Here is a 13,997-nt window from a genome sequence, read left to right as displayed (position 1 = left end):
CTTCAGCGTGAAGCGCGGGTGCGCATGAGGACGTCCGATGCCTTCGTGGAGCATTTTGAGCCGACGACCCAGACGTCCAGGTCCGACCGGTTCTGAGTCGGCAGCACGATGACGGTGGCGGGCTCGCCGTCGTAGTCGGCGACGTCGACCAGCAGCGGTTGCCTGCCGCCGGCGATCCGGTCGACGCAGGCGGACAGCTGCTCGGTCGGCTGTGTCACCGGCAGATCGCCGCGGCGCAGCATGTCGGTGATCTGGGAGCCGACGGTGGTGTCGCGGTAGTCGGTGCCGGTCCGGGTGACCCGGTATTTCGCGGAACTCAGTGGCGCCGTCTTCGGAGCCACGCTCGCGACGCCGGGAGCCTCGGGCGACGACGTGCCCTCCGACCGGTCCGTACGCTCCTGATGAACCGGGACCCGGGCGTTGACGTCCGACGGCGTCGAGGGCGAGTCCATCGCCGTGCGGCCTACCGCCACCGCGCCACCGACCACGACGATCGCGGCTGCGGCGGCCGACAGCATCCGCAGATGCATTCGTCCACGCCGGGCCTGCAGGCTCGCCACAGTGGCCGTCGACACCGATTCGGCCGCGATGGCGGCATCGATGCGAGCGGCCAGCTTCGCCGGCATGGGCGGCACGGGACTCTCCGCCAGCAACCGGGACACGTCGGCCAACTCGGCGGAGCGTTCGCGACACTCGTCGCAGTCCGCCAGGTGCTCGGTGGCGGAGGCGGCGTGGTCGTCATCGAGTATGCCCTCGGCCAGGTCGGCCAGGGTCTCGTAGTCAAGGTGAGCCTCGTGGTCAAGGCGAGCCTCGTGGTCAGGGTGAGCAGAGTTCACTTGGGATTGCCACCTCCTTCCTCCGCAGATTCGACGTTCGTGGCGAGCCGTCGGTTCCTGAGATGGAGAAGATGTGGTGCGAGGCGAGCGCGACCACGAGCGCAGCGGCTCTTGATCGTTCCAGCGGGCACCTCGAGGACCTTCGCGGCGTCGTCTACCGGGTACCCCATCATGTCTACCAGGATCAGCGCCGCCCGCTGCTCGAAGGGCAGCTGCTGGAGCGCCGCCGTCACGTCGAGGGCGAGCTCGTGCGCCGAGGTCGGGTCGACGCTCTTGGGCGCCACCGAGTCGAGTGCCGCGTCGTCTCCCATCGACACCGCGGGCCGCAGGGTCTTGCGGCGCAGCCGGTCGAGACAGGCGTTGACGACGATCCGGTGCAGCCAGGTCGTGACGGCGGCGTCGCCGCGGAACCGGCCCGCAGCCCGGAAGGCCGACAGGAACGCGTCCTGCAGCGCGTCGGCCGCCTCTTCGGGGTCGCCGAGCGTCCGCAGAGCCACCGCCCACATCCGATCCCGGTGGCGATGCACCAGCTCGGCGAACGCATGGGGGTCACCTGCGGCGTGCCGGGAGAGCAGCTCCTTGTCCGGCACGACCTCGGCCTGCCTGCCCCCCACGAAGGTCATCAGCCGGTCCAGCCGAAGACGTCTACGTCGCTGATCTGTGCCTTGAGCCCGCTGGGCAACTTGGTGAACCAGAGCAGGACGTACTGGCCTTCGGCCGGCTGCGTGGGCTTGAGCGTGACCGTGCCGGAGGAGCTCGATCGGTCGACCATCTTGAGCGATGCGAGCTCGGGCGCGGATCCCACCCGTAGCTGCAGAGTTCCGCCGCCACCGCCCGGGAGGGTCGCGCGGACGTTATCGATCTTCACTGGGCGCCCCATGTCGAGCATTACGCCGAGACCGCCCTTGAGCCTGCCGAAGTCGGCGGAGGCGTACGTCTGGGTGCGCCAGGCGCTCGAGGGGCTGCTGTCGACGGCCTCCTGGCCGGTCGACTGCGCGGTCGGGTCGGGATGGTCGGGCTGCGTGGGGTCGAATCCGGACGCGCGGGCGATCTGCAGTTTGCCCGGAGCCGGCGGCGCGGAGGTCGCCGGGGGGCTGGTGGTCGCCGTCGAACCCTGACCGCCGTCGCCCATCGTGGTGATCTTCCAGGCGCCGATGCCGACGACGATGGTCGCGACGGCCGCGGCCACCGCGATGAGCGGCCGGTTGACCGGCGGCCGCACGGGAGCGGGGCGCGTGAACTCGTTCGGCGTGCCCCGGCCGGCCGAGCCGTGCCCGGTAGAGCCGTGCCCGGTAGAGCCGTGCGCGGTCGGGGTGGCCCGGGTGGCCCCGGGTCTGGCGGGCTGGGCGGCCGGTCGCCTCGGCCCGCTCCGCGACGAGCCCGCCTGGGGAGCGGGCCGAGGCGAGGGCGGCTGCCGGCGGGCGGGGTCGGGGACCGTCTGCGTCGGTGAGCCGGATGCCTGCCGGGGCGGTGGGGTGCGCGGCGGAGCCGGTCGGGGCACCGCCGGGGTCGGGTGCGTGCCGAGCCCGGCGAAGAGCGGCAGCGGTGTGCGGGGCACTCCGCGCAGCGCCTTGGCCAGGGCGGCGGGAGTGGTCAACGGCTCCTGATCAGGGGCCGGATCGATGTCGAGTGTGCGGCGCACGATGGTGTCGAGCCCCTGCGGAACCCCGGCGTGCAGGGTGCGCGGCGCCGGGAGCCGCCCGTCGGCCGTGGCGGCGACGGGCAGGTCGCCCTCGTCGGCCACCACCGAGTGGGCCGTGAGCGCCAGGTAGAGCATGCGGCCGAGGCCCTGCGCGTCGACCAGCGCCGGGGCCTCGGAGGCGACCCCGTCCAGCGCCGCCTCTACGCCGAGGCCCAGCAGCTTCACCGTGCCGCCGGTGGTCCACAGCAGGTCGCGCGGGGTGAGTTTGAGGTGGGCGAGACCGGCGGCGTGTGCGGCGGCGATGGCCTCGGCGGCCTCGCACAGCAGCGTCGCGGCACGGCCGGGCTCCAGCGGTCCGCGTGAGGCGACCATGGCGTGCAGCGTCTCGCCGCTGACCCACTCGCTCACGACGTACGCGAGCTCGTCACTGTCGTCGGCGTCGAAGACCTGCGTCAGTCGCGGATCGGTCAGCCGACTCGCCGCGCGGGCGGCGGTCACGACCGCGTTGATGTGCGGAAAGTCGGGCGCGAAGGTCCGGACGGCCACGGCTCGGGCCAGGATCTCGTCGATCGCCTTCCACAATGTCGAGCCGCCGGCTTCGCTGACTCGAGTTTCGAGTCGATAGCGACCGGCGAGGCGGGTCCCAGGTTCGATCACGGACGTGCTCAAGGCGTCATCCTGCGCAGGTGGTCGCGTCCCATTCTCAGTGGCGTGGCAGCTTGCGCCTCCGACCCTCCTTTTTGCGTTCCCGCGGGGGTTGCCCGGCGAGCCAAGGTCACCAACATGGTAATGGCTTGCCCTGTCACTTAACTCAGCTTCTCCCCGCGCCTGCCGCGTCCTTGCCCGAATTGTTGTGACTTACATCGCTTGCAGCTAGATCTAACCGCGTCCCCGCCCCAGACGGCCAGCCAGTGTACCGAGAAGTGTCTGAACCTCGCCGACTCTGAGCAGGCGGGCGAAGATCAGGTAGAGCGCCCCGCCGCCGGCCGTGCCGATCGCGAGCACGGCGAGCGCTGGGAGGGTCGTCGAGGTGCCGGTCCAGGCATCTGCGATCTTGTGAACGGCGAACGCGAATCCGATGAGCGGCCAGACGGCGATGAGCAGCTTGAGATGCCCGCTGATGATCCGCCGTCCGTCCATGCCGCCGAGCCGCCAGCGCAGCACGGCCCAGCAGACCACCGTGCCCACGATGTTGGCCACGGCGAATCCCGCCGCGATGCCGATCACGATATGCCGGGTCGGCAGGAGGTGGTACATCGTGAACGCCATCGCGATGTTCGTCGAGACCGTGATCAGGCTGATGAACGCGGGCGTCCGGGTGTCGCGGAAGGCGTAGAAGACCCGGAGCATCAGCTGGTACGTGGAGAACGGCAGCAGGGCGATGGCCAGCGCCTGCATGACGTGGGCGATCACCAGCGCGTCCGCATGGGTTGCGTTGCCGTGCGCGAAGAGCACCGTCGCGATCTCGGGGCCGAGCACGAACATGAGCGCGGCGGCCGGCAGCATGATGACCGACGACAGCCGCAGTCCCGAGGAGAAGTCGTCACGGACCAGCTGCCGGTTCCCCTCGGCGGCGTGCTCGCTCATCCGCGGCAGCAGCGCCGTGATCACCGAGACCGCCACGATCGCGTACGGCAGCTGGAACAGCTGGTAGGCGTTGAAGTACGGGGTGTATCCGAACCCCTCGCCGATGCCCTCCTCCTGCCCCTGCACGCCCGCGCTGTTGAGCAGGTTGGTCGTCACCATGAAGCCGATCTGCGTGGCGACCACGTACAAGAGGGTCCAGCCGGCCATCCGGCCCGCCTCGCCGAGCTCACCGCGCTGGAAGTCGAAGCGCGGCCGCCACCGGAACCCGGCGGCGCGCAGCGACGGCCAGAGGGCGATGGTCTGCAGGATGATGCCGCCGGTGGTGCCGAGGGCCAGCAGGTTGACCTGGGAGTTCGTGATGCTCGACGGGTCGAGCCTGCCCGAGGTGGTCAGCACGAACAGGATCCCGACGGCGATGACCACGAGGTTGTTGAGCACGGGCGCCCACATCGGAGCCCCGAAGCGATCACGCGTGTTGAGGATCGCGCCGGCGAAGGCCCCCACGCCGTAGAAGAAGATCTGCGGCAGGAAGAACCACGCGAACAGGATCGCCAGTTCTCGCTGATCGCCCTTGAAACCGCTGCCGAGAAGGTTGATCAGGACGGGCGCCAGCAGCGTGGCGATGATCGTGAGGCCGCCGAGGAAGAAGACCGCGAGGGTGAACAGCCGCTGTTCGAACTGGCGTCCGTACTCGGGGTCCCGTTCCCGCGCCCGTACGATCAGCGGCACGATGACGCTGGTCAGGATGCCGCCGAGCAGCAGGTCGTAGACCAGGTTGGGGATCGTGTTGGCGGTGTTATAGGCGTTGGCGAGCAGTCCCGTCCCGAGGGCCGCGACGATCACGGCCGTCCGGATGAAGCCGGTCACCCGGGAGGCGATCGTGCCGAGCGCCATGACCATGCCGGAGCGCACCAGGCTCGAGGACCTTCTGCGCGGCTTGGCCGGCGGCTCCTCCCGCGGCCGGCCGTGACCCACCGAGGGCTCAGCCTCCGGCGTGCCCCCCGGGCTCTGCACCATCGGACTCCTCCGCTCCGTTACGCCGCCTGGCCCGCAGCACGCGAACCGCGACGCCGATGAAGAGTACGGCAAGCGCGCCCCCCGTGATACGGAGAGCCATCCGCCCATAGCCTGTCGTGTGAACAGTAATGGAGGCGGCCTCGCCCAACTTCCGCTTCTGCTTCGGTGCGCGCAGTTCGAGGACGAGGTTCGTGTATCCGTTGGCGTTGGCCTCGACCGGCATCGCCACGGTTTCCTTCTTCCGCGGGCTGATCTTCAGCTGCCACTCGCGGGACGCCCCGGCCCTGGTGCCGCCGCCGATCTCCAGCCGCCCCGGGTTCTCCGAGGTCACCCGGAGCACCACGTTGACGGTGCCCTCCGTCAGGTCGTTGGCCACGGTGATGGGGATGAAGCCGGAGTTGCCGGCCAGCCCGATGTTCTTGGTCACGAGATGGACATCGTCGATCGTGTTGTCAATGGCGGCGCCGACCGTCTGCCGGAAGGCGCGGGCCCGGCGGTCACGCCCGCGCCAGTAGCTCGACTCCATCCTCAGCACGGACCGTTCGTAGGTGATCGCGTCGGGCGTCCGGTCGAAGATGCCGGAGAAGCGGATCGCTCGCGTCGCGATCTCGCGGACGTTCTTGAGGTAGGGGCCGCCCAGCTCGTTCTCCTCGTATCCGACGGGATACCCCGTGAACGTACGGTGCGTGGGGGAATCCTTCTCGATGGCGCTGAGCGGCACCTCCTTGAGCCACTGCGCCCTGGCGGTGTAGTCCAGCAGTTTTTCGGCGAACCTCGGTTTCGGATTCCAGCGCCGCTGCGGGGCGATGACGAGTGTGCGCGGCTGATTGGGCAGCTCCGCGGTGATCATCGCGGTCTCGGCCAGAAACCTCTGCTCGGCCAGCAGCGCCGCGCCCGGCGACTGGGTGTCGCCGCTGACGATGTTGCTGATCGTGGCGTCGTAGACGAGGGTCCTCTTGGTGCCGTGCGCGGTCTGCAGCCTCGTGGTCGCGTCGGCGGTGTAGCCCTGAGGGGCCGTGCTCAGCAGGACGTCACTGCTCATCAGGAAGGTCCCGGTGCCGTTCGCCGCCATGGCGTCGAGCGACTGCTGGCCCGCCACCCCGTTGACCGGCCAGCCGATCTTCGTCGTGGGCGGCCGCCCCAGGACGTCGGTGGCGACCGTCATGTTGGTGTAGGCCGACTTCAGATGCCCGCTCATCCGCTGGCGGACGAGCGCGACGGTGTCCGGATCCGCGTAGGGCGTGGCGAAATAGGGCTCGCCGCTCGCCTTCACCGCGGCCAGCCAGTTCTCCGCGACCTTGCTCTTGGGTCTCTTGGTGGCCTTGGTGTCCTTGGCGCTCTTGACCGTGTAGCCCTTGCTCATCTCCCGCGCGTCGTCGAGCAGTGCGGGGTCGATGGCCCAGGTGATCGGGGTGCGAGGCCTCCTGGCCTGTCCGCCGGCCTGCCCGGCGATCTGGGCGAGACCGCCGAGACGTCCTGTGGGCGACAGTTCGGTCTCGAGGTGGTCGTCGGTGAACGTCGTGCCGGTGGTGCGGTGTGGCTGGTCCATCATCGGCCAGACCCACGCCACCTCGGTCGGCTTCGGTTGGAAGGCCTTGCCGCTCGGCATGAACGTCAGGAAGGTGGGCTGGGTGGCGACGGACTGCGTCGTGGCGTTCAGGACCTCCACGGCGATGGGATAGACGCCGAAGGCGGTCATTCGGAGATCCCGCGCCGTGGTGTCGAGCCGCCACTTGACCTGCCGGCCCGGCGCGGCCGGTCCGCTCAGCTGCACGGCCGGCGCGGCCGAGACGAGGGCCGGGGCGTTGGGCGCGGCGTACTGCGCCAGTTCCGTACGGCCGTTCATGGGCTGGCTCCGCCAGCGCAGCCGGACCGATACACCGGTCATCTGCTGGCTCGTCTGGTTCTGTACGTAACCGGTGATGGTGATCTTCGAGCCCGGCCGCACCGTCTTCGGGGTGATCGTCTGCAGGACGACGGCCACCGGGGCCCTGCCGCGCGAGTGCCGGGTCGCGGGTTCGCGCACCCCTTGTGCGGGGCCGGTTCGCGATGCGACCGCCTGGAGCGGGACGGCCGACGAGGGAGCCCGCGCGGCGGCGCTCGCGGGACCGACGGGAACGGCGGAGAGCAGCACTATGAGCATGGCCACGGTTCCGCGGGTTCCCGCCTGAAGGACTCGCATTCTCACGCCGTGCCCGCCAGCGGGCCAGGGGCGGTGGTTCGCCGCATCACCTGCCCGATGGTAGTGCCGCCCGCCCTTCCGTCGGACGTTCCTCGATCACCTTGTGGCCCGGCGAGACCGCCGGGACCGGAGAGGCGGGGCCATCGCGGGCGTGATGACAGGGCGAAGATCGACGGGCTCGGCGCCACTGGCGGCAAGAAGATCGAACGTCCTGATGCCGAGTGCGGTCCACGGCTCCCCTGTGGCGGTGTAGACGACATCGTCATCTCGCAGTCGGTCGGTGAGCCGGCGGTCGACGAGCACGGTCATCGACTCGGGCAGCATGAGCGGGCAGACGAGTTCGGCGGCGAACTCGGTGACGGTATTGATCAGGTCGGCTCGGGCCGGCCGGACCGTGCGGGCTCCGAGGGCTTGGCGCACCGCCTCGGTGCCGACAGTGCTGCCCGCCGAGACGATCACTGCGGCGAGGTAGCCTGTCGTCCGTCGTTCACTCCCGGTGAACGCGTAAACACGAGTCGCCAGGCAGCGGTGGGCGGGCAGGCCCGCTCCGGGCAGCTCGTCGGCGTTCGCGACGGCATGCGGAAGCCGTACGATCTCGTGCAGCGTCTCGCGTTCGAGCAGCATGCGGTGAATGGCCAGAGCGTCCTTCATCGTCTGCCTCCGTGGTCTCCAACGTGGGCAAATCCTTTTGTCAGCGACCCAGCAAGGACCTACGCTCGATGCCCGTGCCGAACGACGACCTGACCCCGGAGCAGCAGAAGGCGATCGCCGAGCTGCTGCGTCGCGTTGCCCCCGTCGCCGATGAACTCGGCCATCGGTTCGCGGCCGCCGGCCATGAGCTGGCGCTGGTCGGCGGACCGGTACGCGATGCTCTCCTGCGCAGAACCGGCAATGATCTCGATCTCACGACCGACGCCCGGCCTGAACGGATTCTCGAGATTGTGGACGGATGGGCTGACGCGGTCTGGACGATCGGGATCGAGTTCGGCACCGTCGGTCTACGCAAGGGGAACTATCAAGTCGAGATTACGACTTATCGCAGCGAATCGTACGATCCAAAGTCCCGCAAACCGGAAGTTTTGTACGGAACTTCGCTAGATGCGGATCTGGCCAGGCGAGATTTCGCGGTGAACGCCATGGCCGCCAGGCTGCCGGGGCACGGCTTCGTCGATCTCTTCGGCGGGCTGTCGGATCTTCGGCGGAAAAGGCTGCGCACCCCGGGCCGCCCGCAGGACTCCTTCAGCGATGATCCACTGCGGATGATGCGCGCGGCGCGGTTCGCCTCCCAGCTCGGATTCACGGTCGACCCCGCCGTGGTCGACGCGATGCGCGACATGTCCGGACGAATCGAGATCGTCTCGGCTGAGCGGGTCCGTGACGAGTTCTCCAAGCTGCTGTGCGGATCCGATCCGCGGCACGGCCTCTCCCTGCTGGTCGAGACCGGGCTCGCCGCCCACATGCTCCCCGAGTTGCCGAAGCTGCGGCTCGAGATCGATGAGCATCACCGGCACAAGGACGTGTACGAGCACTCGCTCATCGTGCTCGAACAGGCGATCGCCCAGGAGGAGGACGGCCCCGACCTGGTACTGCGACTGGCCGCGCTGCTGCACGACATCGGCAAGCCCAAGACGAGGTCGTTCGAGGACGGCGGCCGGGTCACCTTCCACCACCACGAGGTGGTGGGCGCACAGATGACCAAGGCCCGCCTGACGGCGCTGCGCTACCCCAAGGACGTCATCTCGGACGTGTCGCGGCTGGTCGAGCTACACCTGCGCTTCCATGGCTACGGGACGGGCGAGTGGACCGACTCGGCCGTCCGCCGCTACGTGCGCGACGCCGGGCACCTGCTGTCGCGGCTGCACAAGCTGACGCGGGCCGACTGCACCACCAGGAACAGGCGCAAGGCGGCCAACCTGGCGCGGACCTACGACGAGCTGGAGCACCGGATCGCCCGGCTGGCCGCCGAGGAGGAGCTGTCCAAGATCCGCCCGGAGCTGGACGGCAACGAGATCCAGACCGTTCTCGGCATCAAGCCGGGCCCGGACGTCGGCAAGGCCTACCGGTTCCTGCTCGACCTGCGTCTCGACCAGGGCCCCATGGGCAAGGACGCGGCCACCGCCGAGCTGCTCCGCTGGGCCCGCGAGCAGGGCATCGCCCTGCCCACGTGACGGATGGACGGCACTAGGAGGGCCATGGAGGCCGAGGAGATCGAGCGGCTGCTCGCCGTCGATCGGGAACACGTGTGGCACCCGTACGCCCCGATGCCGGCCACCGCACCCGCCCACCCGGTGGTGTCGGCGGAGGGCGTACGGCTCACGCTGGCCGACGGGCGGGAGCTCATCGACGGGATGTCGTCGTGGTGGGCGGCGATCCACGGCTACAACCATCCGGTGCTGAACGAGGCGCTGACCGACCAGCTGGGCCGGATGGCCCATGTGATGTTCGGCGGGCTCACGCACCCGCCGGCGCTGCGGCTGGCCGAGCTGCTCCTGAAGGTCACGCCGGAGCCGCTCACCAAGGTCTTCTTCGCCGACTCGGGGTCGGTCGCGGTCGAGGTCGCGATCAAGATGGCCCTGCAGTTCTGGCGGTCACAGGGCAGGCCGGAACGGCACCGGCTGTTCACCGTCCGCGGCGGCTACCACGGTGACACGTTCGGCGACATGGCCGTCTGCGATCCGGTGAACGGCATGCACCATCTGTTCTCCGATGTGCTGCCCTCACACGTGTTCGCGCCGCCGCCGCCCCTGTGGCAGACCGGCTCGGGCGACGGGCCGGATCCGGCGTATCTCGACGAACTGGCCGCGATGGTCGCCGCACACGCGCACGAACTGGCCGCGATCATCGTTGAGCCCGTGGTGCAGGGCGCCGGCGGAATGCGCTTCTACCATCCCGGTCACCTCGCGGCGCTGCGCGCGCTCGCCGACGAGCACGACCTGCTCTTCATCGCCGACGAGATCGCCACGGGCTTCGGCCGGTCCGGCCCGTGGTGGGGCTGTGATCACGCGGACGTGGTTCCCGACATCATGTGCGTCGGGAAGGCGTTGACCGGCGGTTACCTGACCATGGCGGCGACGCTCTGCACTGACCGGGTGGCCGACGGCATCTCCTCCGGTGACGCCGGGGCCCTGATGCACGGGCCCACGTACATGGCCAACCCGCTGGCCGCCGCGGTGGCGTGCGCGTCGATCGAACTGCTGCTCTCGCGCCGCTGGCGTGACGAGGTCACGGCGATCTCGCGCGGGCTGTCGGCGGGGCTCGAGCCGGCCCGCGGGCTGCCGGGTGTCGCCGACGTGCGCGTACTCGGCGCGATCGGCGTCATTGAGACCACCCGGCCGGTGGACGTGCAGGCCGTACAGAAGATCGTCATGGACCGCGGCGTCTGGGTGCGCCCCTTCCGCGACCTCATCTACACCATGCCGCCGTACATCTGCTCGCCGGACGAGATCGGTCGGATCACCGGCGCCATGGTGGCCGCCGTCCGCGCGATCTGACCCCACGCCGGCTCACGCCGGGTTCAGGCGCCTCCGTCGCCCCGTTCACCGTGTTCGGCGATGCGGCGTTCGGTGGTGCCGTCGTCGGCGGTGAGGGGGGCAGGTGAGCGGGCCGCGAGCCGGTAGGCGACGGCGGCGCAGGCGTAGACCGCGATGACGACGCCGAGCACGGCGTGGGACTTGCCGGTGGAGGGTACCGTCGCCGCGGCGACCGCGGCGGCCGCGACGAAGGTGGCGTTGAAGAGCATGTCGTAGACGGCGAACACCCGCCCGCGGTAGGCGTCCTCGATGGTCTCCTGGACGATCACGTCCACGCTGAGCTTCACTCCTTGGGACACGAGTCCCAGCGCGAAACCGCCGACGAGGAACGGGATCTCGCGGAACGGCAGCCCCAGAGCAGTCTCGATCACCGCGGCGAAGAGCAGCAGCGAGGCGATCCAGCCGTTCTTGCCGATCAGCCGGACGGCCCAGGGGGTGATGACCGCGCCGGCCAGGAAGCCCGCTCCGGAGGCCCCGAGGAACAGCGCGAAGCGGTCGAGGCCGGTGTCCGCGCTTGTGCTGAAGTAGTTCCGGAACAGCAGAGCCGCCATGATCATCGTGATGCCGTACAGGAAACGGTGCAGCGAGATGGCGGCGAGGGCCAGGGCGGCCGGGCGGCGCCGCCAGATGTGCCCGGCTCCGTCCGCCAGGCCGTGCACCACGTTGCCGAGCGCCTCCCTGGTCTGTGGGAGCGCCCGGTCCAGGTCGGGGCCGAGCTGATCCCGGCGCAACGTCCTGGCCACCAGTCCGGCCAGGAGATAGAGCCCCGACGTGCACAGGAGGATCATCGCGGTGCCGGACTGCTCGCCGCCGAGCACCTTGCGCAGCAGGTAACCGAGGCCGGCCCCGGCGAAGGCGATGATCGTTCCCGAGGTCACCGACAGCGAGTTGGCCATGACGAGCAGCTCACGGCCGACGACATGGGGCAGAGCCGCCGAGAGGGCGGAGAGGAAGAAGCGGTTGACGCCGATCACGAGCAGCGCCGCCAGAAAGAAAGGCGCGCCGTCCTGGCCGGCGACGAGCAGGCCGGCCACCCCGACGACCAGCGCGGCGCGGACGATCGGTGCCCAGACCAGGATCTGCCGGCGGGACCAGCGGTCGATGAAGACGCCCGCGAAGGGGCCGACCAGTGAATAGGGCAGCAGGAGCACCGCGAAGGCGGCGGCGGCCTTGCCGGCCGTGGTCTGTTTCTCCGGCGAGAAGAACACGTAGCTCGCCAGGGCGATCTGGAAGACGCCGTCGGTCAGCTGGGAGGTCAGCCGGGTCGCGTACAGGCGGCGGAAGTCCCGGCCCCGCAGCACCGATCCCAGGTCGCCGGTGTTCACATGATCAGCCTACGTCCGGTCATGGCAACGCCCCGGCGGTGACATCGCACCGTCGGGGCGTTCCCGTGTTCGTCGTGCTCGGCGTTGCCGTGTCGCGTTCGCGACCGCCGGGGCGGATCAGCGCTCGATGTCGCCGCGGATGAAGGCCTCCACGGCGTCACGTGCCTGGTCGTCGTTGTACTGCTCGGGCGGCGACTTCATGAAGTACGAGCTGGCCGACAGGATCGGGCCGCCGATGCCGCGGTCCTTGGCGATCTTGGCGGCGCGCACGGCGTCGATGATGACGCCGGCCGAGTTGGGGGAGTCCCAGACCTCGAGCTTGTACTCCAGGTTCAGCGGCGTGTCGCCGAACGAGCGGCCCTCGAGCCGAACGTAGGCCCACTTGCGGTCGTCGAGCCACGGCACGTGGTCGGACGGACCGATGTGCACGTCGGCCTTGGCCATCTCGTGCGGGATCTGCGACGTCACCGACTGGGTCTTGGAGATCTTCTTGGACTGGAGGCGCTTGCGCTCCAGCATGTTCATGAAGTCCATGTTCCCGCCGAAGTTGAGCTGGTACGTGCGCAGCAGCTCGACGCCGCGGTCCTCGAACAGTTTGGCCATGACGCGGTGCGTGATGGTCGCGCCGACCTGCGATTTGATGTCGTCGCCGACGATCGGAACGCCCGCCTTGGTGAACTTCTCAGCCCATTCCGGGTCGCTCGCGATGAACACCGGCAGCGCGTTGACGAACGCCACGTCGGCGTCGATCGCGCACTGGGCGTAGAAGCGGGCGGCCTCCTCGGAGCCCACCGGCAGGTAGGAGACCAGGACGTCCGCCCTGGTGTCCTTCAGCGTCTGCACGATGTCGACCGGCTGTGCGTCCGACTCCTGGATGATTTCGCGATAGAACTCGCCGAGGCCGTCGAACGTGTGGCCGCGCTGGACGTTGACGCCGGTCGGCGGCACGTCGCAGATCTTAATGGTGTTGTTCTCACTCGCCGTGATGGCATGCGCCAGGTCCTGTCCGACCTTCTTCGCGTCCACGTCGAAGGCGGCGACGAACTCGACGTCGCCCACGTGGTAGTCGCCGAATTGGACGTGCATGAGACCGGGCACTCGCGTCGCCGGGTCAGCGTCCTTGTAGTACTCGACGCCCTGGACGAGCGAAGCGGCGCAGTTGCCCACTCCGACGATGGCTACGCGCACCGAACCCATCCGGTTGCTCCTTCTCTTGTGGCGGGGGACGGACGATTTGCTCCGCGATCAGCGGAGACCGTCCTCGGTCTTGTCCTTGCTGTTCTCTGTCGCCGCCTGCGCACGCTCACGGCCGATGAGCTCGTTGAGCCATCGGACCTCGCGCTCGACGGACTCGAGCCCATGGTTCTGCAGCTCGAGGGTGTAGCTGTCAACTCGTTCCCGGGTCCGCGCGAGCGCGGCCCGTACGCTCTCCAGCCGCTCTTCCAGCCGGCTGCGCCGGCCTTCGAGGATGCGGAGGCGTACATCGGCGTGAGTGTGCGAGAAGAAGGCGAAGTGAACGCCGAAGCTCTCGTCCTCCCACGCTGCCGGACCGGCCTCGGTGAGCAGCTCCTCGAGCCGCTCCTTGCCCTCGGCGGTCAGCTTGTAGACGATCTTGGACCGGCGGCTCTGCAGAGCCAGGGGAACGTTCAGCGGTTCCTCCGGCCGATCCTCGACGATCAGTCCTTTGCCGAGGAGCAGCTTGAGGCACGGATAGAGAGATCCGTACGAGAACGCGCGGAACATGCCCAGCAGGGTGTTGAGCCGCTTGCGCAGCTCGTACCCGTGCATGGGGGATTCGTGCAGCAGTCCGAGCACGGCGAGTTCCAGCACGCCCGCGCCCTTTCTACTGCTCATGTCCCGACCACCGATCAGTGTGCT

11 protein-coding genes are annotated in these 13,997 nt (G+C 69.3%); 2 read left to right on the top strand and 9 right to left on the bottom strand.

Annotated elements, in window-relative coordinates:
- Nucleotides 1–2 precede the first annotated feature (2 nt).
- The 6 genes from HKK72_RS00885 to HKK72_RS00860 all read right to left on the bottom strand — a co-directional run bounded on the left by HKK72_RS00885 (nucleotide 3) and on the right by HKK72_RS00860 (nucleotide 7,915).
- Entirely contained in the window at nucleotides 3–836 is an 834-nt protein-coding gene (locus HKK72_RS00885) for an anti-sigma factor family protein (RefSeq protein ID WP_187232248.1), read from the bottom strand.
- Nucleotides 833–1,459 carry an RNA polymerase sigma factor SigM gene (gene sigM, locus HKK72_RS00880; RefSeq protein ID WP_187232247.1) on the bottom strand — a complete coding sequence of 209 codons (627 nt, stop codon included), beginning with the start codon at nucleotides 1,457–1,459 and terminating at the stop codon, nucleotides 833–835. The genes HKK72_RS00885 and sigM overlap by 4 nt, the downstream gene beginning before the upstream one ends.
- Nucleotides 1,459–3,147 (bottom strand): protein kinase family protein, encoded by a 1,689-nt coding sequence (locus HKK72_RS00875; protein WP_187232246.1) that lies wholly within the window; start codon nucleotides 3,145–3,147, stop codon nucleotides 1,459–1,461. Before HKK72_RS00875 ends, sigM begins: the two co-directional genes overlap by 1 nt.
- A gap of 210 nt (nucleotides 3,148–3,357) precedes the next feature.
- Nucleotides 3,358–5,082, bottom strand: coding sequence for a murein biosynthesis integral membrane protein MurJ (gene murJ / locus HKK72_RS00870; RefSeq protein WP_187232245.1), 1,725 nt, complete (start codon nucleotides 5,080–5,082; stop codon nucleotides 3,358–3,360).
- Entirely contained in the window at nucleotides 5,048–7,264 is a 2,217-nt protein-coding gene (locus HKK72_RS00865) for a DUF6049 family protein (protein WP_187232244.1), read from the bottom strand. Before HKK72_RS00865 ends, murJ begins: the two co-directional genes overlap by 35 nt.
- A 96-nt stretch (nucleotides 7,265–7,360) precedes the next feature.
- A complete protein-coding gene (locus HKK72_RS00860) occupies nucleotides 7,361–7,915 on the bottom strand; it encodes an aminoacyl-tRNA deacylase (RefSeq protein ID WP_187232243.1) in 555 nt (184 codons plus the stop codon).
- Between the two features lie 68 nt (nucleotides 7,916–7,983).
- Here HKK72_RS00860 and HKK72_RS00855 point away from each other — a divergent pair, with 68 nt between their 5' ends.
- Nucleotides 7,984–9,432 carry a CCA tRNA nucleotidyltransferase gene (locus HKK72_RS00855; protein WP_187232242.1) on the top strand — a complete coding sequence of 483 codons (1,449 nt, stop codon included), beginning with the start codon at nucleotides 7,984–7,986 and terminating at the stop codon, nucleotides 9,430–9,432.
- A 24-nt stretch (nucleotides 9,433–9,456) separates the two neighbouring features.
- A complete protein-coding gene (locus tag HKK72_RS00850; RefSeq protein ID WP_187232241.1) occupies nucleotides 9,457–10,755 on the top strand; it encodes an adenosylmethionine--8-amino-7-oxononanoate transaminase in 1,299 nt (432 codons plus the stop codon).
- 23 nt (nucleotides 10,756–10,778) lie between these two features.
- On the opposite strand, the gene HKK72_RS00845 is transcribed toward HKK72_RS00850, so the two are convergent.
- The 3 genes from HKK72_RS00845 to HKK72_RS00835 form a co-directional block, all read right to left on the bottom strand.
- Nucleotides 10,779–12,119 carry an MFS transporter gene (locus tag HKK72_RS00845; protein ID WP_315987005.1) on the bottom strand — a complete coding sequence of 447 codons (1,341 nt, stop codon included), beginning with the start codon at nucleotides 12,117–12,119 and terminating at the stop codon, nucleotides 10,779–10,781.
- A gap of 117 nt (nucleotides 12,120–12,236) precedes the next feature.
- Nucleotides 12,237–13,316 carry an inositol-3-phosphate synthase gene (locus HKK72_RS00840; RefSeq protein WP_187232240.1) on the bottom strand — a complete coding sequence of 360 codons (1,080 nt, stop codon included), beginning with the start codon at nucleotides 13,314–13,316 and terminating at the stop codon, nucleotides 12,237–12,239.
- 48 nt (nucleotides 13,317–13,364) lie between these two features.
- A complete protein-coding gene (locus HKK72_RS00835) occupies nucleotides 13,365–13,973 on the bottom strand; it encodes a PadR family transcriptional regulator (RefSeq protein ID WP_187232239.1) in 609 nt (202 codons plus the stop codon).
- Nucleotides 13,974–13,997: the final 24 nt, after the last annotated feature.

The sequence above is a fragment of the Actinomadura sp. HBU206391 genome, assembly GCF_014323665.1.
Classification (GTDB): Bacteria; Actinomycetota; Actinomycetes; order Streptosporangiales; family Streptosporangiaceae; genus Actinomadura_C.
The sequence above is the reverse complement of the archived record's forward strand: the minus strand, read 5'-3'. Positions and strand labels throughout refer to the sequence as shown.

What these genes read in the sequence shown, in the direction of transcription:
- HKK72_RS00850 (WP_187232241.1), top strand. Translation starts at nt 9,457, where the DNA reads ATGGAGGCCGAGGAGATCGAGCGGCTGCTCGCCGTCGATCGGGAACAC.
- HKK72_RS00855 (WP_187232242.1), top strand. Translation starts at nt 7,984, where the DNA reads ATGCCCGTGCCGAACGACGACCTGACCCCGGAGCAGCAGAAGGCGATC.
- sigM (WP_187232247.1), bottom strand. Translation starts at nt 1,459, where the DNA reads ATGACCTTCGTGGGGGGCAGGCAGGCCGAGGTCGTGCCGGACAAGGAG.
- HKK72_RS00865 (WP_187232244.1), bottom strand. Translation starts at nt 7,264, where the DNA reads ATGCGAGTCCTTCAGGCGGGAACCCGCGGAACCGTGGCCATGCTCATA.
- murJ (WP_187232245.1), bottom strand. Translation starts at nt 5,082, where the DNA reads ATGGTGCAGAGCCCGGGGGGCACGCCGGAGGCTGAGCCCTCGGTGGGT.
- HKK72_RS00840 (WP_187232240.1), bottom strand. Translation starts at nt 13,316, where the DNA reads ATGGGTTCGGTGCGCGTAGCCATCGTCGGAGTGGGCAACTGCGCCGCT.
- HKK72_RS00860 (WP_187232243.1), bottom strand. Translation starts at nt 7,915, where the DNA reads ATGAAGGACGCTCTGGCCATTCACCGCATGCTGCTCGAACGCGAGACG.
- HKK72_RS00835 (WP_187232239.1), bottom strand. Translation starts at nt 13,973, where the DNA reads ATGAGCAGTAGAAAGGGCGCGGGCGTGCTGGAACTCGCCGTGCTCGGA.